The 25,379-nt window shown below is 65.4% G+C and carries 18 protein-coding genes and 1 tRNA gene; 8 read left to right on the plus strand and 11 right to left on the minus strand.

Annotated features, from left to right (window positions below; all coding sequences use genetic code 11):
- Positions 1-8: 8 nt before the first annotated feature.
- Together ACN8ZM_RS24925 and ACN8ZM_RS24930 are read right to left on the minus strand one after the other, a co-directional pair.
- The gene (locus ACN8ZM_RS24925) at positions 9-4,052 is read right to left on the minus strand and encodes a TOMM system kinase/cyclase fusion protein (protein ID WP_420211045.1); all 4,044 of its coding nucleotides are present in this window, start codon (positions 4,050-4,052) and stop codon (positions 9-11) included.
- Positions 4,049-5,050, minus strand: coding sequence for an FHA domain-containing protein (locus ACN8ZM_RS24930; protein ID WP_420211046.1), 1,002 nt, complete (start codon positions 5,048-5,050; stop codon positions 4,049-4,051). Before ACN8ZM_RS24930 ends, ACN8ZM_RS24925 begins: the two co-directional genes overlap by 4 nt.
- A 214-nt stretch (positions 5,051-5,264) precedes the next feature.
- Between ACN8ZM_RS24930 and ACN8ZM_RS24935 the strand changes: the two genes are divergently transcribed.
- The 4 genes from ACN8ZM_RS24935 (at position 5,265) to ACN8ZM_RS24950 (ending at position 8,813) form a co-directional block, all read left to right on the plus strand.
- Positions 5,265-5,459: a hypothetical protein gene (locus ACN8ZM_RS24935; protein WP_420211047.1), complete on the plus strand. Its 195-nt coding sequence runs from the start codon at positions 5,265-5,267 to the stop codon at positions 5,457-5,459.
- A gap of 707 nt (positions 5,460-6,166) precedes the next feature.
- Positions 6,167-6,835 (plus strand): LexA family protein, encoded by a 669-nt coding sequence (locus tag ACN8ZM_RS24940; RefSeq protein ID WP_420211049.1) that lies wholly within the window; start codon positions 6,167-6,169, stop codon positions 6,833-6,835.
- A 23-nt stretch (positions 6,836-6,858) separates the two neighbouring features.
- Positions 6,859-7,746, plus strand: a complete 888-nt coding sequence (locus tag ACN8ZM_RS24945; RefSeq protein ID WP_420211050.1) for a WcbI family polysaccharide biosynthesis putative acetyltransferase — start codon at positions 6,859-6,861, stop codon at positions 7,744-7,746.
- Between the two features lie 14 nt (positions 7,747-7,760).
- Complete coding sequence (locus ACN8ZM_RS24950; protein ID WP_420211052.1) at positions 7,761-8,813, plus strand: GSCFA domain-containing protein; 1,053 nt, start codon at positions 7,761-7,763, stop codon at positions 8,811-8,813.
- Between the two features lie 469 nt (positions 8,814-9,282).
- Here ACN8ZM_RS24950 and ACN8ZM_RS24955 read toward each other — a convergent pair.
- The 7 genes from ACN8ZM_RS24955 to fdnG form a co-directional block, all read right to left on the minus strand.
- Positions 9,283-9,378 (minus strand) — tRNA-Sec (locus ACN8ZM_RS24955).
- A gap of 32 nt (positions 9,379-9,410) precedes the next feature.
- Positions 9,411-11,336, minus strand: a complete 1,926-nt coding sequence (gene selB, locus ACN8ZM_RS24960; RefSeq protein WP_420211053.1) for a selenocysteine-specific translation elongation factor — start codon at positions 11,334-11,336, stop codon at positions 9,411-9,413.
- Complete coding sequence (selA, locus tag ACN8ZM_RS24965) at positions 11,333-12,772, minus strand: L-seryl-tRNA(Sec) selenium transferase (RefSeq protein WP_420211054.1); 1,440 nt, start codon at positions 12,770-12,772, stop codon at positions 11,333-11,335. Before selA ends, selB begins: the two co-directional genes overlap by 4 nt.
- Positions 12,773-12,847: 75 nt before the next feature.
- Entirely contained in the window at positions 12,848-13,783 is a 936-nt protein-coding gene (gene fdhE / locus ACN8ZM_RS24970; RefSeq protein ID WP_179258823.1) for a formate dehydrogenase accessory protein FdhE, read from the minus strand.
- Positions 13,784-13,892: 109 nt separating this feature from the next.
- Complete coding sequence (locus ACN8ZM_RS24975) at positions 13,893-14,519, minus strand: formate dehydrogenase subunit gamma (RefSeq protein WP_039370262.1); 627 nt, start codon at positions 14,517-14,519, stop codon at positions 13,893-13,895.
- A complete protein-coding gene (gene fdxH, locus ACN8ZM_RS24980; RefSeq protein WP_043177545.1) occupies positions 14,516-15,430 on the minus strand; it encodes a formate dehydrogenase subunit beta in 915 nt (304 codons plus the stop codon). The genes ACN8ZM_RS24975 and fdxH overlap by 4 nt, the downstream gene beginning before the upstream one ends.
- Positions 15,431-15,440: 10 nt before the next feature.
- On the minus strand, positions 15,441-18,512 hold the full coding sequence (gene fdnG, locus ACN8ZM_RS24985; protein ID WP_420211055.1) for a formate dehydrogenase-N subunit alpha: 3,072 nt from the start codon (positions 18,510-18,512) through the stop codon (positions 15,441-15,443).
- A gap of 141 nt (positions 18,513-18,653) precedes the next feature.
- Here fdnG and ACN8ZM_RS24990 point away from each other — a divergent pair, with 141 nt between their 5' ends.
- The 3 genes from ACN8ZM_RS24990 to ACN8ZM_RS25000 all read left to right on the plus strand — a co-directional run bounded on the left by ACN8ZM_RS24990 (position 18,654) and on the right by ACN8ZM_RS25000 (position 22,018).
- Positions 18,654-19,589 carry a YihY/virulence factor BrkB family protein gene (locus ACN8ZM_RS24990; RefSeq protein ID WP_043177550.1) on the plus strand — a complete coding sequence of 312 codons (936 nt, stop codon included), beginning with the start codon at positions 18,654-18,656 and terminating at the stop codon, positions 19,587-19,589.
- 403 nt (positions 19,590-19,992) lie between these two features.
- Positions 19,993-21,156: a porin gene (locus ACN8ZM_RS24995; protein ID WP_043177552.1), complete on the plus strand. Its 1,164-nt coding sequence runs from the start codon at positions 19,993-19,995 to the stop codon at positions 21,154-21,156.
- Between the two features lie 388 nt (positions 21,157-21,544).
- Positions 21,545-22,018, plus strand: a complete 474-nt coding sequence (locus ACN8ZM_RS25000) for a VOC family protein (protein ID WP_301768113.1) — start codon at positions 21,545-21,547, stop codon at positions 22,016-22,018.
- 139 nt (positions 22,019-22,157) lie between these two features.
- Here the strand turns inward: ACN8ZM_RS25000 and ACN8ZM_RS25005 are convergent, their stop codons facing one another.
- Positions 22,158-22,970, minus strand: a complete 813-nt coding sequence (locus ACN8ZM_RS25005; protein ID WP_420211056.1) for an AadA family aminoglycoside 3''-O-nucleotidyltransferase — start codon at positions 22,968-22,970, stop codon at positions 22,158-22,160.
- Between the two features lie 280 nt (positions 22,971-23,250).
- Positions 23,251-23,700: an HU family DNA-binding protein gene (locus ACN8ZM_RS25010; RefSeq protein WP_011355701.1), complete on the minus strand. Its 450-nt coding sequence runs from the start codon at positions 23,698-23,700 to the stop codon at positions 23,251-23,253.
- 257 nt (positions 23,701-23,957) lie between these two features.
- On the opposite strand from ACN8ZM_RS25010, the gene ACN8ZM_RS25015 reads away from it, so the two are divergent.
- Complete coding sequence (locus ACN8ZM_RS25015; RefSeq protein ID WP_420211058.1) at positions 23,958-25,076, plus strand: acyltransferase family protein; 1,119 nt, start codon at positions 23,958-23,960, stop codon at positions 25,074-25,076.
- Positions 25,077-25,379: the final 303 nt, after the last annotated feature.

A 25,379-nucleotide genomic window follows, 5' to 3' on the forward strand; every position in this document is an offset into this window, starting at 1 on the left:
GGAACCACTTACGGCAACGACTGCAACAGCGCTCCGGCGAACCGGGCGATGCGGCCCATGCCCGCCGTTGTTGCAATTTCGACTGCGCGCCGGCACGCGTCCAGCGCGGCCACGCCGCCGCATCGCGGATCGGCCAGGCGCAAGTACTCGCACTTCTTCAGCAGCAGTTGCGCTTCGTAATAGCGCTCCCCGGTCGACTCGCACGATGCGAGGCATTGTTCGATCCGGGCGAGCGCGGCGCCGTAATCGCCGTGCGCGGCATCCAGCTCGGCAAGCAGCGACGCGTAATAGGTCAGCCCGAGCAATCCGCCCGACTGCCGCTGCGCATCGAGATGCGCGACGACACCCGCACGATCCCCTTGCGCCCACGCGCGAATGATCGCCGCGTAGTGCCCGACCGCGCGCAACCGGTGGACCTCCGACAGGCGCAGGATCGCTTCCGACAGTGCGAGCGCCGCATCGCGATCGCCCGCGAGCTGGTATGTGCGCGCGAGGTACATCATCGTGACGCCGAGCGTCGGCAAATGGTCGAGGCAGGTCGCGCTATACACCGCGTCGCGCGCCAACGCGAGCGCGGCCTGTGGATCGTCGTCCATGCACCAGCGCACGCTGGCCAGCGCCGCCATCGTCCACGCGCGCGTATCGAGCCCGAGGATGCGCCGGTGGTCCGCGTCGCGCCGCACGTCGTAACCTGCCAGCACCGCGTCGAACGCGGCGCGGGCACGCGCGTAGTGGCCGTCGACCCACAGGCTCATGCCGCGCATCGCGTCCGCCGCGACCTGAACCCCGGCATCGCCGCGCTCGCTCGCGAGCGCATCGAGCCGCACGCCGATCCCGCGCACGGTGGGACGATCGCCCGCGACGTGGTAGTAGGTCGACAAGGTCCATAGCGCGCTGATCTCGAGCTCCGGGTCGTCTAGCGTCTGCATTTGCCGCAACAGCTGCTCCGCATGCTCGCGCACCTGCGGATCCGCCCAGCCGAACCGCGCCATCGTCGCGTGCGTCAACGTCGCACGGATGCGCGCGCTGTCATGTTCGCGTTGCGCGTAGTCGGCATTGCCGAGCCAGTCGAACACGCACTGCCCATAGCGGATCGCATCGTCGTACCGCGAGCATGCGAGCGCGCGACGCGACGCGTCGATGCCGTGGGCGATTGCGTCGGTCAGGGCCCCCGCACGCGAGAAGTGCCCGGCGACACCGAACGTGTGCGCACCGGCGCCGCGATCGGCTTCCGCGATCAGCGCGCGGCCGACCCGCGCATGGTTGCCCCGCCGCACCGCGGGCGGCATCGATTCATAGGCCGCATCGCGAATCAACGCGTGGCGGAATGCATAGAACACCCGATCGCGCCGGTGCTGCGCATACACGATCCGCTCTTCGAGCAGCAGCCGCAGGTGCGCGTCGAGCGTGGCCCGATCATGTGGCGATGCGTCGGCCAGCAGTTGCGCATCCACCTCGAGACCGATGGTCGCGGCGAGCTGCGCGGTGTCGCGCGCGTCGTCGATCCGGTCGAACGCGAGCCCGAGCATGCCGCCCAGGCTGAGCGGAAGCGGATAAGGATCCGCTGCCCGCAGCCCTGCGAGCGAGCCGTCGGCGCCGCTCGCCGTCAGCTCGCGGGCGACGGCCTCGATGAACAGCGGGATACCCGCCGTGCGGTGGGCCAGCTGGTCGAGCCAGGCCGGATCGAACGCGCCTCGCCCGAGATGCGCGGACATCAGGCGCTGCGCGTCGTCGCGCGGCAGGCGGCGCAGCACCAGGCGTTCGGTCGCGCCGCGCCAGCGCTCCAGCCTGGCGGGGCGCGACGTGAACACGACGGCGAGCGCCGCGGCGCGCGGCGAACGCTGCAGGTGCGCGAGAAAATCCTCGGTCGAGCGGTCGAGCCACTGGACGTCCTCGATGACGAGCAACACCGGCGCGCCGTTGCCGAGCGACACGATCAGCTGCTCGAGGACGTCGAACAGCGCGTGCTGTTCGCGCGCGCTCGACCACAGGAACCCCTGAACATCGCAGGGCACCCCCAGCCAGGTCGCGAGCGCGGCGCGGGCCGCCGCATGATCGCATTCGAGCGGCGCGATCATCGCGTCGATCGCCGCGAGCGCGCCGCCGGCCTGGCTGTCGGCATCGAATTGCCAGTGCGCGCCGATAAACCTCAGGATCGGAAACAGCGCATGATTCTCGCGCTCGGGCAGGCACCCGCAATGGGCGAACGCGTGGCCCTGGCCCCGCACGGCCTCGCACAGCTCGTGCACGAGGCGCGACTTGCCGATGCCGGCGTCGCCGACGACCAGCCGCGGCACGCCGTGCTGTGCCGGCTCGCCTCGCATCGCGCGGCGATACCGTGCGAGCGTCTCTTGCCATGCGCGCAACAGCGCGTCGAGTTCGCGCGCGCGGCCGACCATCGGCGCCCGCATGCCGCTGTCGAGCGCATCGAACGGCGTATCGGCGCGCCGTTCGCCGAGCAATTCGTGAACCGGCTGCGGCACGAGGCCGGCGCGCGTCAACCGCATCGAGGTCGGCCGATGGTCCGCATGCCGTTCGAGCGCGAGCCGCGCATCGTCGCTGATCAGGATCTGTCCGGGGCCGGCCAGCCTCAGCAATCGCGACGCCGCGGCGGGCGTCGAGACGCCCGACATGTGCGACGCGTGCGCGAGCACCTGCCCGACGTGAATCGCGGCGGCCACTTCGACGCGCCAGCCTTCGCCGCCGCCGATGCCGCCGGCAGTCATCGGCACCGGCAGCCGCGCGCGCTCGGCCACCCGTACCATGTCGAGCGCCGCGCGCGCCGCGCGGCGCTCGGGCCGGTCGATGTCGCCCTGCAAGCCGAAGTGGAACAACAGCGTGTCGCCGAGCCGTCCGCCGGCGTGCGCGCCATAGCCGACGGCGATGTCGGCGCACTTCGTCAGCCATTGCTCCTCGTAACCGTCGAGCAAATCGCCGTGATCGGGCCCGGCATGGCGTTGCCTGCCCTCCCCGGCGATCGTCACGCAGCAGCACAGCGTGGTGACCTGCCGGTACTCGTCGGCCGCTTCGATCGTCTCGCTGCGCGGTGCGAACGGGTGCTGATGCACCCGCGCGCTTGCCCGGCTGGCCTCGAACCGGCCGACGAGCGCCGCGAAGTTGAGCGCGCGGAACTGCGCCGCGAGTTCGTCGGCCGACGCGGCGCGTTGCTCCGGATTCTTGTTCAGCGCGCGCCGCAATACCGAACCGAGCGGATGCGACGCGATCGAAGGCGGGAGCGCGACATCCACCGGACTGAGCTGCTGATAGAGAATGTCGGCCACGCTTGCGCCGTGCATCACGACGTCGCCCGTCAGGCATTCGATCACGACCAGGCCCCACGCATACAGGTCGCTGCGCGGCGTGGGCGACTCGTTGCGCAATTGCTCCGGCGCGCAATACGACGGGGAGCCGAGCACCTCGGTCTCCAGCGTCGCGGTCTGGCGCGCGATGTCTTGCGTGCCGGGCAACAGCGCGCCGATGCCGAAATCGAGGAGCTTCGCGTGCGGGCCGTCATCGGCCATTGCGATCACGATGTTCTGCGGCTTCAGATCCCGATGCACGATGCCGCACCGATGCGCGGCCGCGAGCGCGTCGAGCACCTCCGTCATCAGCCGCCCCGTATCGACCGCCGACAGCGGCCCTTCCGCCGCGAGCCGGTCGCGCAGGGTCCGGCCCTGCACCAGCTCGAATACCGCGAACAGCCGCCCGTCCGGCGCTTCCCCCTGGTCCAGCAGCGCCACGATGTTCGGGTGCCGCAGCGCTTCGCACAGGCTCGTCTCGCGCCGAAAGCGCGCACGCTGGCGCGCGCGCTCCGCCGCGGTCCGCCCGGCGTCGTCGCGCATCAGCTTGATCGCGACCGCTTGCCCCGTTTCGCCGCAGGTCGCGCGAAACACCACGCCGTTGCCGCCTTCGCCGAGCAGCGCGCCGAGCCGGTAATGCCACTTGCCGGCAAGCGCCGCGAAAGGCGCGGCGGGCTGCCACGATTCAGGCATTCCCGGCACGACGGGGGCGCGGGACACGGTCGGCATCACGGCCGGCTCGTCCGCGTTCACGAGTAATGGACGACCTGGCCCGGCGCCGGACGATGCGCGCCGATCCGCAGCTCGACGCCCGGCACCGACTGGCATTCGAGATGCTCGCCGCGCATCACGCGGAACGGCCAATCGCCGAAGCGGACGCTGCCGCGCCGGCGCTCGACGAGCAGGCTCGCGTCGAGCCCCGGCAGCGCCGCGAACTGGCTCCGGGCGCGGTGGATCTGCACGTTGACATGGGATGGATCGATGCCGAGCATGTGCGCCAGCCGCTCGAGGTCGATCCAGCCCTGCGAGGCGGCATCGTAACCGGCCTGCATGTCGGCCGAGCGTGCGCGCGCGAGCGTGACGAGGCTGTAGTGATGGGCCCGCTCGCCGAGGTCGACCACGCCGCCGCGAACGTGCAGCAGCATGCGCACGTGCTCTTCGTTACGGCTGACGAAGAATTCGAGCAGTTGCGCCGGCGCGACCGGATCGGCCGGCACGGCAAGCATCATCGTCGAGCCTCTGCTCACGAGCGCCACGCGCCACGTGAAGTCGCCGGTCGACACTTCGTCGCCGTCGTGGAGCGTGCGAGGCGGAAGCGCGTCGTCGCACAGCCATTCGCCGGCCGCCGACCGGACGATCGTGACCGGCCGTGCGGCGCGAGCCGGCAGGATCTGGCTCGGCGCGAGCACGATCGGCGGCGCCGCGCCTCGTATCGGCCACAGCGTATCGGCCGGATCGTCGAGCGCATCGACGTGCCAGGGTGCGAGACCGGCCCGGCCGAACCGGATCACGTCGCCGGGTTGCAACACCGCATGCTCGCCGTCGCGCAACGGAACGCCCGAAACCAACGTGCCGTTGCTGCTGTGATCGTGGAGTTCCCACTGCCCGCCGCTCCAGCGGATATGGGCGTGGACGCGGGACACCGACGCATCCCGGATGACCGTGTCGCAGCGCGCGGCATCGCGACCGAACACGTGATAAACGCGAAGCAGGCACGCTTCTCCGGAAGAACCGTTCTTGAGTATCGCCATGACCGCCCCGCGTCGGATTCGCCCGGATCGATGCAGTGACGCATCGACACTGCCGGGCAAGCGATTGATTCACCAATTGCGAACAATGTCGCCTGTTCGCCGCCTCGCCACCTGTTTTTGTCATCCGTCTGTCAAACCGTTGCTCTTCCGGAAGCGTGTCATTTCGGCTAATTGAATTGTCGACCGCTTTGTTGTTTTTGAACCAAGCAACCAGATGAAAATCCTGCCAAATAAAGTCACGCACAGCAACTGGAATAATCAGTCCACGATTTCGGTTTGTAATCCCCTTACATTTTCGACAGATTTCGAGGGAAAAATCCAGGAGGTCGAAAATCTCGTTGCACGCGGCGCATCGGGGCTCACACGCCGCCAGACTGCCGTCCAGCCGGATGATGCATCGGATTTGTAAAGCCGATGTCACAAAACATTCCCAATCGAAATACGCTCAGCAATCGGATTGATAATTTCTTGAAATCACACAATCGTGTCAGCGTTTTAATCGCCACGTTAATTCACTTATTCATTTATCTAGACATTCGGATTCGGCGCGTGGATCATCGATCAAGTTGATGTAAACCTGAAAATTTCCGCAATGCACAATCAAGCCGATTTATTATGCAACCGCTGAAATCCCGCAGTCCAAGCCAGACCCACGGCAATTCACGCCGTCCTTTTACGTCGGAATACGAATTTGAAAAATTTCGCACCTGCTACTCGGGAGGGAAGGATGTCCCTGGCACGACCGGCGGCATCGCGCCACGTCGAAAGGGATCGACGGAGGAATTGGCTTCGCCATGGCAGGTCGAGTGCTCGCGCACGAGTCGACCACGTCAACCGCGTGATACGCGGCACACCATCCGGAGCACACATATCGCGGAAAACTGTTGTGGTGGAAGGCAGCCGACTTTATCTGTCGGCCGCCGCTCGTTGATAAATAAGGATTCTGCTCAGCCGAAAAACGGATACCCACAAGCGCGACACCGCTACCAAAAATGGCCGCAGCCGACTTTTCGTGAGGTTCACACCGTCGGCTCCAATAGGCCTTGTCGACAACATAGAACACTAAACCAAATTTGGAGAGCATTCTAAACAATGCTTCGTTTAGATTTCTGTCCCATGAACACGCTTGAAGATCGAATCCGCGCCGTGCTGTCCGAGACAAAAGCCGGACAAGTTGAACTCGCGGATGCGGCCGGCGTTACGAAGGGGACCGTAAGCCAATGGCTAGATGGGAAGATCAAGTCCATCAAGCTTGAATATGCTGTGGGCATCCAGAAGCGCTGGGGCTATAACCCGGTCTGGCTGGTCATGGGCGAAGGTGATAAGAAGATCCGGACTGCCGGCTTCACCAACGTGGCGCCTGCGGAGGTAGGCACACGTCGCGTTCCCCTCATCAGCAGCGTGCAGGCCGGACGCATGATCGAGACTGTTGACCCCTTCCCGACCGACGCAGCATTCGAATACCTCCTGACGGATCTAGAGCTATCCGCTCATACCTTCGCGCTGGAGATCGGCGGCTATTCGATGACGCCGGATTTTCATCCGGGCGACCGAGTGATCGTAGATCCTGCGATTCGCCCGCGGCCCGGCGATTTCATCGTAGCAAAGAACGGCCGCGAGGAAGCAACATTCAAAAAATACCGGGCGCGTGGAGTGGGTGCAGATGGCAGCGATGCGTTCGAACTCGTGCCCCTGAACTCAGACTATCCGACCATCAGCAGCGAACACGAGCCGGTGCACATTATCGGAGTCATGGTTGAGCACCGACGCTATCGAAAGCGGTAAAACAAAAGCTTATTGAGGAATAAATGGGGCATATTTCATCAGCGGCCGGCAACCATCCGACGCGCGGAGAGCGATGGATCGTGATGTCGAATTGCCAAACGCTTGGCCTTGCAAACTGTCTCGCGCAGCAAAATCCAGGAATCGAGGTTGAGGCGTGCGATATCTGGGAATTCAAGCGCAACCGCGATATCTGGATTCAGAAAATCGCGGAATGCGATCACCTCTTCCTGAATGTAGATCTACAGAGCGAGCACGATTTTTCGGCCACGAAACGCGTCACGATCGTCCCGTCGCTCTGGTTTGGAGGCTACCATCCAGACGTCTGCATCATCACAGCAAACGACGCCCCGATCAAAACACCGCTCGACGACTACAACTCGATTATCGCGGTCGCAGCCTACAAAAAGGGCCTCAGCGTTTCAGAGGCGTTGACGAAATTCAACGGCGATATTTATAAAGCTGCTGGATATTACAACACCTGGAATACCGAAAAAGATTTCGTACTGCCCTACTGGAAAAATATGGGCTACGACCTGACAGCGTGCTTCCGTCAATGGACGATGCGCGAAGCGTTCATGTACAGCAGCAACCACCCGCATATCGACTGCCTCTACGACGTCGCTGCAATTGCCACGAAGAAGGCCGGCTACGACCCGATCCTCGGGACCGGCAGCCTGCGGCCGCACGACAACCTGAAGCACGGCGCGATCTATCCGATCTACCCCGAGATCGCTGAAGCCTTGGGTGTCACAGGTTCCTACTGGTTCAAGCGCCCGAACCGCTATGGCCTTCTTTCGCTTGAGGAATTCGTGACTGAAAGCTACGCCTCCTACCAGCAAGTCGACCGGGACGCGATCCAGATCAATCACGTTTTCTCGTCCCGATACGAACTCGTCTACAACGCGATCTAGCCTGAGAGGCAACCATGACAAATCCATATCGCGATCTGCCGGCACATAATTTCTGGCGCAAGGGCGTCACCGATTTCTGCCGACAGGAATTCGACCCGGTAACGTCGGTCCGCTTCAAGATCGAGCAGACGGACAAGGTGGCGACGGCAGGAAGCTGTTTTGCCCAGCACATTTCGCGTCGACTGAGTGCCATCGGCTTCAACTACTTCGTTTCCGAGCAGGGTTTTGCATTCGAGCCGGCCGAGCGTGTGCGACGCAACTTCGGCGTCTTCTCGGCACGCTTCGGCAACATCTATACCGCGCGCCAGCTCGTGCAATTGTTCGACGAGGCGTTCCACGGCAAGCGATTGAGCGACGACGCCTGGACGCGCCCTGACGGGCGTTTCGTGGATCCGTACCGCCCGCAGATCGAACCCGATGGCTTCGGGAGCGCGCTTGACGTGCGCGCCGCGCGCTTCGAGCACCTTTGCGCAGTGCGCAACATGCTGACGGACGCCGACGTCTTCGTATTCACGCTCGGCCTTACCGAAAGCTGGATGAACAAGGCCGACGGCGCAGTCTATCCGCTGGCCCCGGGCGTCGCTGGCGGCACGTACGACCCCGAGCGGTACCAGTTCGTGAACTTCTCGGTCGCCGAGGTCGAAGCTGACCTGCATTATTTCATCACCGAGTTGCGGAAGATCAACGAGAAGGTGCGCATCCTCTTCACCGTCTCGCCGGTGCCGCTGATCGCGACATTCGAGCCCCGCAACGTGCTCGTGTCCACGACCTACAGCAAATCGGTCTTGCGCGTGGCAGCCGAGACGATGCTTCGGACCTACGATTTTGTCGACTACTTCCCGTCCTTCGAAATCATTACGGGATCGTACAACTTCGGCATGTATTACGAGGATGACGCGCGCGAGGTGAATAGTCTCGGCGTCTCGCATGCAATGCGCATGTTCCTGAAGAATTACGCCGGCCAGCAGGACGACCAGAAGGTCGCGCCCCTTGGCATTTCCGCTACGGACTTCGCCGTGCCGCAAGTCGTATGCGACGAAGAGGCGATCGCCTCCATCAACCGATAACCGGCGCCTCTCCGGACCGTCCCGCTTCGGCGGGATTTTTTTTTGCCTCACCGTCTAGTTTTCTTTGCTTTCACGGAACAACGTTTTGAACTTGGCTTCACCATCGCCTCTGACACCAAGGCCACCATGCTGCATCCCACCACCACCGAACGCGGGACCGACTTCTGGTCGGATCTGCAGAGGCGCAAGCCTTCGGCATGATGTTCTGGGAGACCGGCCCCATCGCGCACACGCTGCGCGCCGCCGGGCGCGTAATACCCTGGGTCGAATGGCATTCCGTAGCCAGGCGCGGTCAACCGATTCATCTGCCGTGATGCCATCTCTACCCACAATCCTGCCCACAAATAATCGTTAGATTCTGCGGTAGGGCCCGGGTGCGAGCAAGAGTCACGACACCCTCAAAACGGCTGCCGGATAAGGCCGAACAGGAGGTTTGCGGGAGTAAACGAGAATGTCTGGGAGCCTTGACTGGCGGAAGGCAGCCGGAGTCGAACCGACCCGGGAGTGTCTGACACCCCCAACCGGGTTTGAAGCCCGGCCGTACCACCGGATACGAATGCCTTCCGTGGGGAAAAGAACCAAAGAAACAACGAGCGCCTACGCCTGATTACCCGCCCAACCGCTGTCAGGCCGCAGGAAGTGAAGATCGCGGTGGAAGCGAGTATACCCAACCCGATCGAAGAACTCGAGAATCTGGATCGCGCGCTTGCGGCCGAGCCCCGTCGCGTCACGGAACGTCGCGGCATCGAGCCCGCCGCCGCGCGACGGCGCGAGATGCTCGACCAGTTGCGCAAGCTCCCGCACGACGTCCGCGTGATAGAACAGGTCGCGCACGACCTGGTGCACGTCACCGCGCCGCGCGAGCTTGCGCAGCAAGGTCCGCACCGCATCCTCGGCCGCGCCCGTGTCGCGGGCCAGGTCCCGCACCCACGGCGGATCGAAGCGCCCCGCCTCCAGCCGCGGCAGCAGTTGCTGCGCCAGCGCTTCCTCGCGCGGTTCGAGGCTCACCGAATGCGACGGCAGATGCAGCCATGGCCCGCTTCGCGCGACTTCGCCGCCAGCCACCAGCGCATCGACACATGCGCGCCACAGCGTATCGCCGGCGAGCGGCGCGGCCATCCGCCGCAGCCGTGCGGCGTCGAGCCCCTGCTCGTCGGGCATGCGCTCGTGATACGCGCGCAGCGTATCGATCGCCCGGGTCTGCAATGCTCGCCAGTGCGCATGCGCAATCACCGCACCGTCGTTCGACGCGGCGTCGCGCTGCCCGATCGCCAGCGCGTCGTCCGGCAACGCCAGCGCGTTCGGCGCAAACCCCGTCAGATGCGTGAGCATCGCGCGCGGGATGCCGAGCGGCGCCTGCGCGAGCAGCGCATCGAGACGTCCTTCGTCGAGCCATTCGGCCAGCGCGTCGAGCCACGCGCGGCGCTGGGGCGTACGACGCTTGCGCGCCGGCCCGAACGGGTCGAGCACGCGGCCGCCGCCGACCGTGCGCGTCGCCTGCGGATTGCGGACGATGAACCGGTCGCCCGGCAGCGCAAACACCGGCTCGTCGAATACCAGTTGCACGCGCATCCGCTGGCCGGCCACGAGCGTGTCGCCGTCGAGCAGCGCGACATGCGCGACGCGATGCAGCGTGCCGAGATGCACGTGCAGCGGCGCCCAGTGCGTCAGCGTGAGCCCCGCATCCGCGAGCAGCGTCAGTTCGACGTCGAGACGCGGTGACGTCGCGACGAGCCGCGCATCGGCGACGGTGTCGCCGCGCTCGACATCGGCCTTGTCGACGCCGGCGAGATTCAGTGCGCAACGCTCGCCCGCGCGGCCGGCCTCAACCGGCCGGTTCTGCGCATGGATGCTGCGCACGCGGGCCGCACCGCCGCTACGCACGATCGCGAGCGTGTCGCCGGTCGCGACGCGGCCCGCGAACGCGGTGCCCGTCACGACGGTGCCCTGCCCCGCGAGCGTAAACACGCGATCGACCGCGAGCCGGAACAGCCCGTCGTCGCGGCGGGCACGCCACGCGATCGCCGCATCGGCCAGGTAACGCTTCAACGCGGCGACGCCCGGGTCGTCCGCGGCGGTCGCGCGCGTTTCGAAGATCGGCACGCCGGCGAGCGTCGAGTCGTTCAGCCACGCGGCGATTTCGTCGCGCACCTCGGCCACGCGCGCGGCGTCGACGCGATCGCACTTCGTCAGCGCAACGGCGCCATGCGTGACGCCGAGCAGCTGCAGGATCGCGAGATGCTCGCGCGTCTGCGGCATCACGCCGTCATCGGCGGCAATCACGAGCAGCGCGAAGTCGATCCCGCACGCGCCGGCCGCCATCGTATGAATCAGCTTCTCGTGGCCCGGCACGTCGATCAGGCCGAGCACGTCGCCGTTGTCGAGCGGCGTATACGCGTAACCGAGTTCGATCGAGATACCGCGCGCCTTCTCTTCCTTCAGGCGATCGGTATCGACGCCCGTCAGCGCGCGCGCCAGCGTCGTCTTGCCGTGGTCGATGTGTCCGGCGGTACCGACGATCATGCAGCGGCCCCCGCCAGCGGCACGCATTGCGCGACGAACACCGCCTCGTCGGCGGCTTCGAGGCAGCGCAGATCGAGCCGCAGCGCGTTGTCGGCCACGCGGCCGATCACCGGGCGCGGCCATTCGCGCAGCCGTTTCTCGAGTTGCGCCAGCGCACGGCCGCCGCGCTTGCCGTCCGCCGTGCGTACGACGAGGCCGGCGCTCGGCAAGTGGTCGACCGGCAGCGCGCCGCTGCCGATCTGGCTGAACATCGGCTCGACCGTCACGTCGAAACCGCTGCCGAGCGCGGCCTGCAGCGCCGGACGCACGCGTTCGGCGGCCTCGGCGATCTCGCGCTGCGGGCGCGTCAGCAGGCGCAGCGTCGTGAGCCGGTCGCGCAGGAACTCGGGTGACTGGTAGAGGCGAAGCACGGGCTCGAGCGCCGCGAGCGTCAGCTTGCCGACGCGCAGCGCGCGCTTGAGCGGATGTTTCTTGATCTTCGCGATCAGCGCGCGATCGCCGACGATCAGGCCGGCCTGCGGCCCGCCGAGCAGCTTGTCGCCGCTGAACGTGACAACGTTTGCGCCGGCGGCGACGGTTTCCTGCACGGTCGTCTCGTGCGGCAGGCCCCATTGCGACAGGTCGGCAAGCATGCCGCTGCCGAGGTCGACGGCAACCGGCAGCCCGTGCTCGCGCGCGAGCGGCGCGAGTTCGGCGAGCGTCGTTTCCTTCGTGAAGCCGCTGATCGCGTAATTGCTGCAGTGCACCTTCATCAGCATCGCGGTGCGCGGGCCGATCGCGTCCGCATAGTCGTACAGATGGGTGCGGTTGGTCGTACCGACTTCGCGCAGCTTTGCGCCAGCGCGGCTCATGATGTCGGGAATGCGGAATGCGCCGCCGATCTCGACCAGCTCGCCGCGCGACACGACGACTTCCTGCTTCGTCGCCAGCGCCGACAGCGTCAGCAGCACGGCCGCCGCGTTGTTGTTGACGACGGTCGCCGCCTCGGCGCCTGTCAGTTCGCACAGCAGATCGTCGATCAGGCTGTCGCGATCGCCGCGGCGGCCCGTGGCGAGGTCGAATTCGAGGTTGACGGGGCACGTGAGCGCGTCGACCACCGCGCGCACCGCGTCGTCGGGCAACAGCGCGCGCCCGAGGTTCGTGTGCAGCACGGTGCCGGTCAGGTTGAACAGGACGCGCACCGCACCGGCGCTCTGCGCGGCCAGCGTGCGCGCGACGGCCGCGGCGATGCGCGGCTCGTCGAGCGGCTCGGCCGCCGCCGGATCATGCTGCGCGGCGGCACGCCAGCGTTCGAGCTCGGCGCGCACCGCGTTCAGCACGCGCGTGCGGCCGTAGTCGGCGAGCAGCGGTTGCAGCGGCACCGACGACAGCACACGCTCGACCGACGGTACGCGTGCCAGCACGGCATTCAGTTCATTCAAACCCGGTTCGGTCACGTCGTGGTGGCTCCAGTCTCATGCTTCGCAGTCGGCCGAAGCCGGCGCTCACGCACCGCCTCCGGCCCCGTGTCGTCACTCCGCTTCCCGCGAAACATCCGGCCACAGCAGCGGGTTCGGCGAACTGCGCTGGTAGCCGGCCTCGTTCATCAGCAGGTCGAGCGTGAGACTCGCGAGATCGTCCGCCAGCGGTTCGAACTCGTAGTCCTTCTCCTGATAGCCGATCTTGCGATAAGTCTTGCACTCGTCGCACGACTCGGCCTTGACGGCTTCGCTGCCGCCTTCGATCCCGTGATACGCGATGCCCTTCGTCGAATCGCAGTGCGAGCACTTCGTGCGCACCATGTGCCACTCGGTCGTGCACAGCCCGCATTGCAGGAAACGGTAGCCCTGGTACTGGCCGCCCACCCGCACGACGCTCGCGACCGGATGCGTGCCGCACACGGGGCACAGCCCCGGCTGGTCGAGATACGGGACGTCGGCCGGCGCAACGCGGCTGGCGAGATCGGTCCACACGACCTGCAGCGCGGCCATCAGGAACGGCGCGGTGGCCGGGTCGACTTCCGCGAAGCGCAGCGCGAGGATCGCGTCGGCCTGCGCGTCGAGTTCGGCGGGCGCCATCAGGCGCAGCCGGTCGAGCAGCTTCGCGAGCGACGGGTTGACGAGCCCGGCGCCGTCGACACGGTCGAGCAGTTCGTACAGCACGGCACGCCAGCGCGGATCGCGCTCGCCGTCGAGCGCCGGCACGAGCGGCATCGAATGCTGCTGCGCACGCGCGATCGCTTCCTTCGACGGCAGCGGCAATTCGAGCGTCTGCAGCGTCGCGTGCTGCGCATCGGCGACGGTGGCCATCAGCCGCAGGTAGCCGCTGATCGGGTTCAGGTCGGCCAGCTTGCGCAGCCGCGCGGCGCGCGCCGAGAACGCGGTGGCGCGCTCCGGCAAGCGAAAGCGCGGGATGGCCGAATGATCGAGGGTCGAGATCTCGGTCGGTTCGAGGATGCGTTGTGTCACAAAAATGTCTTCCAAAAAAACAAGCGCCGACGCATCGGCGCTTTCGGGCGGTTCCGGCGAAGGATCGGCGCAGCCCGCCGTGATCGGCGAGCCGCCCCGCTCCGGTGCGTTACTTCACGCTTTCACGGAACCACTTCGGGTGATGCTTGCGAGCCCAGCCCAGCGTGACGGTGCCGCGCACCATCGCGCCGATCGAGCCCTTCACCCACAACGCCGCGTAAATGTGCACGATGATGCTCGCGATCAGCACGAAGGCCGCCACGGCATGCACGACAGCGGCCGCGCGGATCACCCCGATCGGGAAGTAGAACGAGAAGTAGCGCCGCCAGATCACGACTCCGGACAGCAGGAGCAGCAGCAGGCACGCCACCAGCGTAAAGAATAGCAGCTTCTGCCCGGCGTTATAGCGCCCGACAGGCGGCAGCTTGTCTTCCTGGTTGGTCAGCACGTCGCCGATCTGCTTGAGCCACTGCCGGTCGTCCGCGTCGAGCGCGTTGTGGTGCCAGAAGCGCACCACCAGGATCGCGAACGACACGAACATCACGAGGCCGACGAACGGATGCAGGATCCGCGTCCACTGGCCGCCGCCGAACAGCGCGGTCAGCCAGAACATCGACGGATGAAACAGCGCGAGCCCGGACAGCGCGAGCAGCACGAACGTGATCGCGGTGATCCAGTGGTTCGTGCGCTCGTTCGCCGAGTAGCGGACGATCAGGTTGGGGTCGTCGTGTTTCATTTCGCGTCCTCCTTGATGCGTCGCGCCTCGTCGCGCGCGGCCGATTCCTCTTCGTCGCTCACCTCGTTCGGGCCGACCCGGACGTAGTGGAAGAACCCGGCGAGCGCCGTCAGCGCAATACCGGCGACCGCGAGCGGCTTCGCGATGCCCTTCCACAGCTTCACCATCGGGCTGATCGACGGGTTGTCGGGCAGCCCGTGGTACAGCGACGGCTTGTCCGCGTGGTGCAGCACGTACATCACGTGCGTGCCGCCGACGCCCTGCGGGTCGTACAGCCCCGCATGCTCGAAGCCGCGCTCCTTGAGGTCCTCGATCCGCTCGGCCGCGTGCTGCTTCATGTCCTCCTTGGTGCCGAACACGATCGCGCCCGTCGGGCAGGTCTTCACGCAGGCCGGTTCCTGGCCGACCGCGACGCGGTCGGAACAGAGCGTGCACTTGTACGCGCGATGATCCTTCTTCGAGATCCGCGGAACGTTGAACGGGCAGCCGGTCACGCAATAGCCGCAACCGATGCAGTTCTCCTCGTGGAAATCGACGATCCCGTTGTTGTACTGCACGATCGCGCCCGGCGACGGACACGCCTTCAGGCAGCCCGGATCCTCGCAATGCATGCAGCCGTCCTTGCGGATCAGCCACTCGAGGTCGCCCGCCGGATTCTCGTATTCGGAGAACCGCATGACCGTCCACGAATGCTCGGTCAGGTCGGCCGGGTTGTCGTACACGCCGACGTTGGTGCCGACCTCGTCGCGCAGGTCGTTCCACTCCATGCATGCCGTCTGGCATGCCTTGCAGCCGATGCACTTCGATACGTCGATCAGCTTCGCGACGCTCCCGGTCACCGGTTCGCGCACCGTGGGCGGTGGCGTCGTGGTGGCCGAGACGCGCTTGATATCCAGCGATTGCAATGCCATCTCTTCCCCCTTACGCCTTTTCGACCTTCACCAGGAACGACTTGAATTCCGGTGTATAGGAGTTGCCGTCACCCACGGACGGAGTCAGGGTATTGGCGAGATAGCCGGGCTTCGTCAGACCCTTGAAGCCCCAGTGCAACGGGACGCCGACCGTCTGGACCTTCTTGCCGTCGACCGTCAGCGGCTTGATCCGCTTCGTGACGAGGGCAACCGCGATGATGTAGCCGCGCTTGGACGACACCTTCACGCGCTCGCCATGCGCGACGCCGACTTCCTTCGCGAGGTCTTCGCCGATCTCGACGAATTGCTCGGGCTGGATGATCGAGTTCAGCCGCGCATGCTTGGTCCAGTAGTGGAAATGCTCGGTCAGCCGGTACGTCGTCGCCACGTGCGGGAAGTCCGCCACCTTGCCGAACGACGCGCGGTCGTCCGGGAACACGCGGGCAGCCGGGTTATTCAGCGCCTGCGGGTTGTTCGGGTGCAGCGGGTTCGCGTCGAGCGGCGTCTCGAACGGCTCGTAGTGCTCGGGGAACGGACCTTCGTTCATCCCCGCGCGGGCGAAGAAGCGCGCCACGCCCTCCGGGTTCATGATGAACGGCCCCATCCCGTTTTCGGGCGATTCGTCCACCTTGAAGTCGGGAACGTCGACCCCCTTCCACGCGCTGCCGTTCCAGCCGATCAGCTTGCGGGTCGGGTCGAACGGCTTGCCGGCGACGTCGCACGATGCGCGGTTGTACAGGATCCGCCGGTTCGCCGGCCACGCCCACGCCCAGTTCAGCGTCTGGCCGATGCCGGTCGGGTCGGAGTTGTCGCGCCGCCCCATCTGGTTGCCGGCCTGCGTCCATGCACCGCAGAAGATCCAGCAGCCACTCGCGGTCGTGCCGTCGTCCTTCAACTGCGCGAACGCGGCCAGCTGCTCGCCCTTCTTCACGAGCGTCTTGGCCGGATCCTTCGGATCGGGCAGATCGGCGAGCGCCTTCCCGTTGAACTCCATCGCGAGCTCTTCGGGTGTCGGGCTTTCCGGATTCGCATACGGCCACGTCAGGTTGACGATCGGATCCGGATACTTGCCGCCGTCCTTCTGGTACATCGTGCGCATGCGCAGGAACAGCCCCGACATGATCTCGAGGTCGCTACGCGCCTCGCCCGGCGGCTCCGCGCCCTTCCAGTGCCATTGCAGCACGCGGCTCGAACTCACGAGCGAACCGTTTTCCTCCGCAAAGCACGTGGTGGGCAGACGGAACACCTCGGTCTGGATCTTCGACGCATCGACGTCGTTGTAGTCGCCGTGATGCTTCCAGAACTCGGAAGTTTCGGTCGCGAGCGGATCCATGATCACGAGCCACTTCAGCTTCGCGAGACCGGCTGCCGTCTTCACCTTCGACGGCGACGCCGCCAGCGGGTTGAAGCCCTGGCAGATGTAGCCGTTCATCTTGCCGGCATTCATCAGCTCGATCACCTGCAGCAGGTCGTACTGCTTGTCCAGCTTCGGCAGGTAGTCGTAGCCCCAGTTGTTCTCGGCGGTCGCCGCGTCGCCCCACCAGGACTTCATGAAGCTGACGTGGAAGGCCTTGTAGTTCTTCCAGTAGCTCAACTGGTTCGGCCGCAGCGGCAGCTGCACGCGCTTCTTGATGTAGCCGTCGAAATCCTGCTCGGACTGCATCGGCAGCGTCATGTAGCCCGGCAGCAGGTTCGACATCAGCCCGAGGTCGGTCAACCCCTGGATGTTCGAGTGGCCGCGCAGCGCGTTCATCCCGCCGCCGGCGATGCCGATGTTGCCGAGCAGCAATTGCACCATCGCGCCGGTGCGGATGATCTGCGCGCCGATCGAGTGGTGCGTCCAGCCGAGCGCGTACAGCACCGTGCCGGCGCGGCCGGGAACGGCAGTGGTCGCGAGCATCTCGCACACCTTCAGGAATTTCTCCTTCGGCGTACCGCACGTCTGCTGGACCATGTCCGGCGTATAGCGCGCGTAGTGCTGCTTCAGCAGGTTGTACACGCAGCGCGGATGCTGCAGCGTCGGGTCGACCTTCACGAAGCCGTCGTCGCCGCGCTCGTAGTCCCAGCTCGATTTGTCCGGGTACGCGTGCTTCTCCGCGTCGTAGCCGGAATAGATGCCGTCGTTGAACGCGAAATCCTCGCGCACGATGAACGAGAAGTCCGTGTAGTTCTTCACGTACTCATGCTGGATCTTGTCGTTCGTCAGCAGATAGTTGATGACGCCGCCCAGGAAGACGATGTCGGTGCCGGTGCGGATCGGCGCGTAGTAATCGGCCACCGAGGCCGTACGCGTAAAGCGCGGGTCGACGACGATCAGCCGCGCCTTGCGGTGCGCCTTCGCCTCCGTCACCCACTTGAAACCGCACGGATGGGCCTCGGCTGCATTGCCGCCCATCACGAGAATCACGTCCGCGTTCTTGATGTCGACCCAATGGTTCGTCATCGCTCCACGGCCAAACGTCGGGGCAAGACCTGCCACCGTCGGGCCATGTCAGACACGCGCCTGATTGTCGAATGCGAGCATCCCGAGACTGCGGACAGTCTTGTGCGTCAGGTAGCCGACCTCGTTGCTGCCCGCCGACGCGGCCAGCATGCCGGTGGTGAGCCAGCGGTTGACCTTCGCACCGTCTTCCGCCGTCTCGACGAAGTTCGCGTCGCGGTCGGCCTTCATCAGCTTCGCGATGCGGTCGAGCGCGTCATTCCACGAAATCGGTTCCCACTTGTCCGAACCGGGCGCACGATACTCGGGGTGTGTCAGGCGGCTCGGGCTGTGGATGAAGTCGATCAGGCTCGCGCCCTTCGGGCACAGCGTGCCGCGATTGACGGGATGGTCGGGATCGCCTTCGATGTGAATGATGCTCGGCTGCGCATTCTTCGCGCCGTCTCCGAGGCTGTACATCAGGATGCCGCAACCCACTGAACAGTAAGGACAGGTGTTGCGCGTTTCGACTGTGCGCGCCAGCTTGTACTGTCGGACTTCGGCGAGCGCTTCGGATGGAGAGAAGCCCAGCAGGGCTAGACTCGATCCGGCAAGCGACGTAGCCGTCACCTTCAGGAACTGGCGCCGGGACATTTGTAGCATGGCGGTCTCGGCGTTATTGTGGGGGTGGGGAAACTGAAAGGAATTATAGACAGTTCGCGCAACTATGTTCGAATCCTCGGATCAATACTGAATTGTCTGATTACCCACGATGATCCGCGTTCCGCGCACAACCGAACCGTCATGAAACGACAGATCACCTCCGAAGCCACCCGCCTTGCGCAACAACAGGCCAACTGGGCCCTCACCGCGTTCAAGCGCTTCTCGTCCGACCGCTGCTCCGCGATGGCCGCGGGCATCGCATTTTTCTCCGCGTTCTCGCTCGCGCCGATGCTCGTGATGGTGATCGCGGTGGCGGGCTGGTTCTACGGCGACGATGCCGCGCGCGGCCAGGTGTTCGAGCAGGCGCATCAACTGATCGGCGACGACGCGGCCGCCAGCATCCAGACGATCGTGCAGAACGCGCACCGCGCGGGCGAACGCGGCGGCCTCGCCACGTTGATCTCGTTCGCCGCGCTCGCGATCGGCGCGTCGGCCACCTTCGCGTCGCTCAGCGCCGCGCTCAGCGTGATCTGGCCGGCCACCGAAAGCCGCTGGTCGAGCATGCTCGGGCTCGTGCGCGTGCGGCTGATCTCGTTCGGGCTCGTGCTCGGCGTCGCGTTCCTGCTGATCGTGTCGCTGGTGCTCGACACCGCGATCACGTTCGTCGGCACCTGGCTGCTGGGCAATTCGCCGTACGTGATCGTCACGAACCTCGTGCAGTTCTTCGTCGGCATCGCGGTGCTCGCGGCTGCGTTCGCGTCGTTGATGAAGTTCCTGCCCGATGCGCGCGTCGCGTGGCGCGACGCCGCGATCGGCGGCATCGTGTCCGCGATCCTGTTCTCCGGCGGCAAGAAGCTGTTCGCGCTGTACCTCGCGCATGCGGGCACGGCCAGCGCATTCGGCGCGGCCGGATCGTTCGCGGTCCTGCTGATGTGGCTGTACTTCTCCGCGATCGTGCTGCTGCTCGGCGCGGAATTCGCGGCGGCGCGCGGCAACGCGCATCGGCTCGCCGGCACCACCGCACCGGCCGCTTCCGCGCAAGCCGATCGCCCCACCGATCGCCTGCGCGACGACTGACTCGCCCCTTCGCCGCACCGCCGCACACCCCCGCACACCTGCCCGCGGCGTTGCAACCACGCTGCCCGCCACGCATTCGCGTGGCGTTGATGCGCTCTTTGCATGACCGCGCATTCGTCGCCGCAATCGCAAACGTTTGCCAGCCATTGTTTTCGTGCGCCAACGGGCCGAAACCGGCGAGATGCTGCCATGTGCATCAACTATTGAAACAATCGCGTCGCAGCAATTGTCAACTATTTCAAAAACAGGAACAGTCGTTGATGTGCTTGATATATATGGACTTTTTCACGCTGTTACCTTTTCGAGACACTTTATTTTTTAAGCTTTCTTGCGTCTATGGCACTGAGCTATTCTCCAATCCGCAACAAATAACGATGAATCACTTGCGTGGAGAAACTCAACGATGAAGAAACTTGCTCTCTCGACCCTCTCGCTCGCCCTGCTGGGCGCCGCCGGCGCTGCTCAGGCCCAGTCGAGCGTGACGCTGTACGGCGTGATCGACACGTCGATCACCTATGTTCACGGTAACGCAGGTCAAGGCAACAATTCGTGGTCGATGGGTAGCGGCAACCTGCAAGGCAGCCGTTTCGGCCTGAAGGGTTCCGAGGACCTCGGTGGCGGCCTGAAGGCGATCTTCCAGTTGGAAAACGGCTTCAACTCGGCATCGGGCGCACTGGGCCAGGGTGGTCGCATGTTCGGTCGCCAGGCATTCGTCGGCCTGCAAAGCAACCAGTACGGTACGGTCACGCTGGGTCGTCAATATGACCCGCTGGTCGACATGGTTCAGGCAGTCACGGCTGACAACTACTTCGGCAGCGTGTTCGCCACGCCGGGCGACGTCGACAACAACGACAACAGCCTGCGCGTCAGCAACGCAGTGAAGTACACGTCGCCGGTCTGGGCAGGCCTGCAAGTCGAAGCAATGTACGCATTCGGCGGCGTTGCCGGTTCGACGGGCAAGGGCCAGACGTGGGCAGCTGCTGCGGCCTACAACAACGGCCCGCTCGGCGTGGCTGCTGGCTACTTCCACGCAAACAACGCATCGGCGCTCACCTCCAGCGGCACGCGTAGCGGCTGGGCCGGCTCGTCGGACGCAATCTTCGACGGCGATACGGGCACGACGTTCATCAACAACGCGTTCACGTCGTCGACGTCGATCGGCATCGCGCAAGTGGCCGGCCAGTACGCGTTCGGCCCGGTGACGTTCGGCCTCGGCTACAGCAACGCGCAGTACAAGGCGGACGGCAACTCGACGTTCGGCACGAACCAGAAGTACAACACCGGTCGCGCATTCGTGACGTACCAGGCATCGGCACCGCTGCTGCTGGGCCTCGGCTACATCTACACGAAGGGTAACGGCGACAACAACGGCAAGTACCACCAGGTTTCGCTCGGCGCGGATTACTCGCTGTCGAAGCGCACGGACATCTACCTGGTTGGCGCGTACCAGCACGCAAGCGGCAAGAACGCGGACGGCAGCGATGCGCAAGCGTCGATCGGCTCGTACGGTATCGCCGGCAAGAGCTCGCAAGAGCTGGTCGCACTCGGCCTGCGCCACAAGTTCTAAAAACGACGTACCCGGCGTGCATGGCGTCTCCGACGCCTTGTCGCCGAACTGGAAAGCCAGTCATCGGTTTCGGCCGTGGCTGGCTTTTTTTTCGTCCGTCGCCCGCGGGCCGGCACGGCCTGCAGCGGCCGCCGGTCGATCGCCGATTGCGATGCATGTCCATCGGCCGGCAGCGGCGCCTGACGGCTGCCATGCGCCGGAAACGCGCTTTCCCGATGCCGGCCTCTCTCGCTGTTTGCGCGCCGGACGACTACCATCCGCACTGTCGGTGCCACGAATCCGGTGCGACGGCCGTTCGCCCCGGCGTGTCGATTTCGACGGCCTTCATCCGTCGTATCGAGGTCGGCACGCGATGTGCGCCCCGGCCCATACAGACAGGAGATTCGCCATGACGATTCAGAAGATCACGCCTTTCCTCTGGTACGCGGCGGAAGCCGAAGAAGCGGCCGCCTTCTATGCGGGCATCTTTCCGGATTCGCGCGTCGTGCGCGTCACGGCGGTGCCCGGCACCGACGGCACGCGGATGGTCGAGTTCGAGCTGTTCGGGCAGCCGTTCTTCGCGATGAGCCACCCGCGCACCGAGACGTTCAATCACACGATCTCGCTGCTGGTCAGCTGCGCCGACCAGGCGGAACTCGACCGCTACTGGAACGCCCTGCTCGACAACGGCGGCACAGCCGACGCCTGCGGCTGGCTGCGAGACCGCTATGGCGTCTCGTGGCAGATCGTTCCGGAAGCGCTGATCCCGATGGTGTCCGACCGGGACACGGTCAAGGCTGCGCGCGTGGCCGCCGCGATGATGCAGATGATCAAGCTCGACGACGCCGCGCTGAAAGCCGCCTATGCCGGTACGGCGGGCTGACGAAGCACGCCGCACGGCAACAGCGCCTGCGCGATGACACACCGGGCCGCCGACAAACGTCCGGCTCGACGGCATGCGTGTGCGTGTGCGGCTGCCGGGTAAGGGCTCGTGATCCTCATCGGTGTCGCCCGCAAGCCGATCACGTTCGCGGCATCTGTGGCGACGTCGACAGCATCGATTCGACGGTCCGCCGCGCATAGCCGATGAATGCGGCGAGCGGTTCGCCCGACAGGATCGCCGCGTGTTCCTCGCCGCCGAGATAGGCGGCGCGCGCCGCCGCTACGACCGGCCGGTACGTGTCCGGCAGGCGCGCCAGCACCCATGCCGCGGCGACGTCCTTGGGCGCGATCCTGCCGGTCGCGGCGCTGTACCAGATGCGCGCGAGCGCGAGCACCACGTTGCACTCGTCGCCGCGCCAGTCGGGTTCGGCATTCCACTGCGCAACGGTCGCCAGCAGCGCGGCGACAAAATCGTGCGCGGGCACCGGCTCGAGCAGCGCGGCGGCCGACGGGCCGGCCAGCACGACACTGTGCTGTCGCACCTTCGTCAACAGGATCGCCAGATCGTGATCGACGAGCGCCGGTTCGACGATACCGGCTTCGAGATCGAGACGCAGCCACTCGCCGAACTGCAGTTCGCGCCGCGCCGGATGACGCCACGGCACGACTTCATCGTGCGCGACGACGGTCACTTCCAGTGCGCGCAGGCCGCCGACGCGACCGGGCGGCGCCGATACCGCGAGCAGGTCGAGCATCAGCGCGCGCCGCGTCGAGTCGTCGGGCCGGGCCGACACCGTCACCAGCAGGTCGATGTCGCTGCGCGGCTTCAGCCCACCATCGAGCGCCGATCCGAACAGGTGGATCGCCTTCAGCGTCGTGCCGAGATGCCGCTCGATCGTGTCGCATGCGGCGGCAACCTGCACCGCGATTTCGTCAGGAATGGAGTCAGTCACGATGCGAGTGTCTCGCGATGGTCGCGCAACACGTGCAGCGACCGTGACGGGCCGCGACGGATCGACCGCGAGCACGGACGAGGATTGCCGTTCGTCATCGCGCGTGCGCGGCACGTCATCCTGCGTGCGTCACACGTCGACGGGCATGCGCCCATGCGCTGCTCACGGTCGCTACCGCGCGATTGGCGCAGCGCAATAAAAATCCCCGCACGCTTTCGCGTACGGGGATCGTCGGACATCGCAACGGCTGCCGACATGCATTCGGCGCCGTTGCGCAGCATTACGCTGCTGCGTCCTTCAGCTTCTTCAGCGCACGTGCCTTCACGCGCACGCTGGCCGGCTTCGCCGGGAACCAACGCTCTTCGCCCGTGAACGGATCCTTGCCGAAGCGCTTCTTCTTCGCCGGCACGACTTGTGCCGTGATCTTCAGCAGACCCGGCAGCGTGAACTCGCCCGCGCCCTTCTTGTGGACCGAGCCCAGCACGACGTTCTCGAGTGCGACGAGCACTGCCTTGACCGCCTTCACTTCGACAGCTGCGCGCTCAGCGATGTGCGTTGCGAGCGATGCCTTCGTGAACTTGTCCTTCAGCGGCGTCGGAGCGGCCGGTGCCGCCTTCGCGACAACCTTCTTGGCCACTACTTTCTTCGCGGGCGCAGCCTTTTTGGCAGCCACTTTCTTGGTGGCCGGTGCGGCAGCCTTCTTGGCCACCTTTTTTGCGGAAGTCGCCATGTTTCTCCTACCAGGTGTGGTCGTTGGATACACGAAGCGTGCAACGCGCGCGCTTCAACGCCGGATTCTACAAGCGCCTTGACGCTTCGTGGAGTACTTTTGTGCGTTTTCGCGGGGTTTCCCGCAGGTTTTTTTGCATGCGACCGATTTCATCGACGCTCCAGCATCAAAAAACGCCTTCACGTAGGCACCCAAATGCGAATTACGTTCGATATTTGCGCACCTATACTGGGCTCGCTCAATGCCCGGATGCCGCCATGCGCGAAGCCAGATACGTCAAAGGACTCGACGGCCTGCGAGCCCTCGCCGTCATCCTCGTTTTCCTGTCCCACAAGGGCCATGTCCTTGCCGTCGACGTCGGCAAGCTTGGCGTGTGGACGTTTTTCCTCATCAGCGGATTCCTGATCGTCGGCGAGTTGCATCGCAACCGTCAGGCGGTCGAGTGCGGCACCATGACGCGCCGCCATGCGCTCGCGCTGTTCCTCGCGAAGCGCGCGCTGCGGATCTTTCCCGTGTATTACCTGCTGCTCGCCGCGCTCGCGATCGCGCACGCGCTGTTCTACCAGCGCGGCGTCAACCTCGGGCTCGCGTGGCACGCGGTGTTCCTGTCGAATTACTGGATCGGCGTCGTCAAGGACGGCTGGCCGGGCTCCACGTCGCACTTCTGGAGCCTCGCGGTTGAACAGCAGTTCTATCTGATCGCACCGCTCGCGCTGCTCGCGGTGCCCGCCGCGCGACATGTCGCGCTCGGCATCGCGGCCGTCACGCTGTGCGCGGTCGCGCATCTCGCGCTCTACCTGTCCGACGCGTCGCCGGTGCTGATCTATGCGTTTTCGCCGTGGAATTTCGCGCTGATCGCGCTCGGCGGCGTCGGCGCGATGACGCTCGCCGATCGCGGCGCGGCCGCCCTGCGGCGGATTCCGCCCGGCTGGCTCGGCGCGGCAGGCGTCGTGTTCTTCCTCGTGCTGCCCGCTTGCACGGCATTGCCCGACGCGATCGCGGGGCTCGCGGATCTCGGCCTGTCCGCATCGCTCGGCGCACTGCTGCTGTGGATCGTCAGCGAACCCGAGCACCCCGTCGTGGCGCTGCTCGACTGGGCGCCGCTCGTCTATCTCGGCACGATCAGCTACGGCTTCTACCTGTTCCACAACCTGATTCCGGCGCGCTTCGGCCTGCTGCCCGCGCACGTCGCGCACATGGCCATACCGGAAATCGCCCGCGAAGCGCTATCCGAAGTACTGCAGTTCGCGCTCGCCGTGCTGCTCGCGCACCTGTCCTGGCGCTATCTTGAAAAGCGGCTGCTCGACTTCAAGAAGCCGGTCGCCGCGAGGCTGGCCCGGCATTTCGTCGCGCGACCGAGCACGTCGGCGCGTTGAACGCTGCACGGATGTGGCAACGATCGAACGGGGAAGCCGTGATTCAGGCCACAACCGGGAGCTGACACTCGGCGAACGAGACGCGGCGTCGCGTCATAAAGCGGCTGCTCGACTTCAAGAAACCGGTTGCCGCGACACTGGCCCGGCATTTCGTCGAGCGACCAAGCACGTCGGCGCGTTGAACGCTGCACGGACGCGGCAACAATCGAACGGAAAAAACGCGGTTCTGGCCACGCGCGGAGGCTGACACTCGGCCAATGAGACGTGGCGTCGCGCCGTCGATCGGCGCCGACAGAATCCGTG

This window comes from Burkholderia aenigmatica (assembly GCF_048627025.1).
Lineage (GTDB): Bacteria > Pseudomonadota > Gammaproteobacteria > Burkholderiales > Burkholderiaceae > Burkholderia > Burkholderia aenigmatica.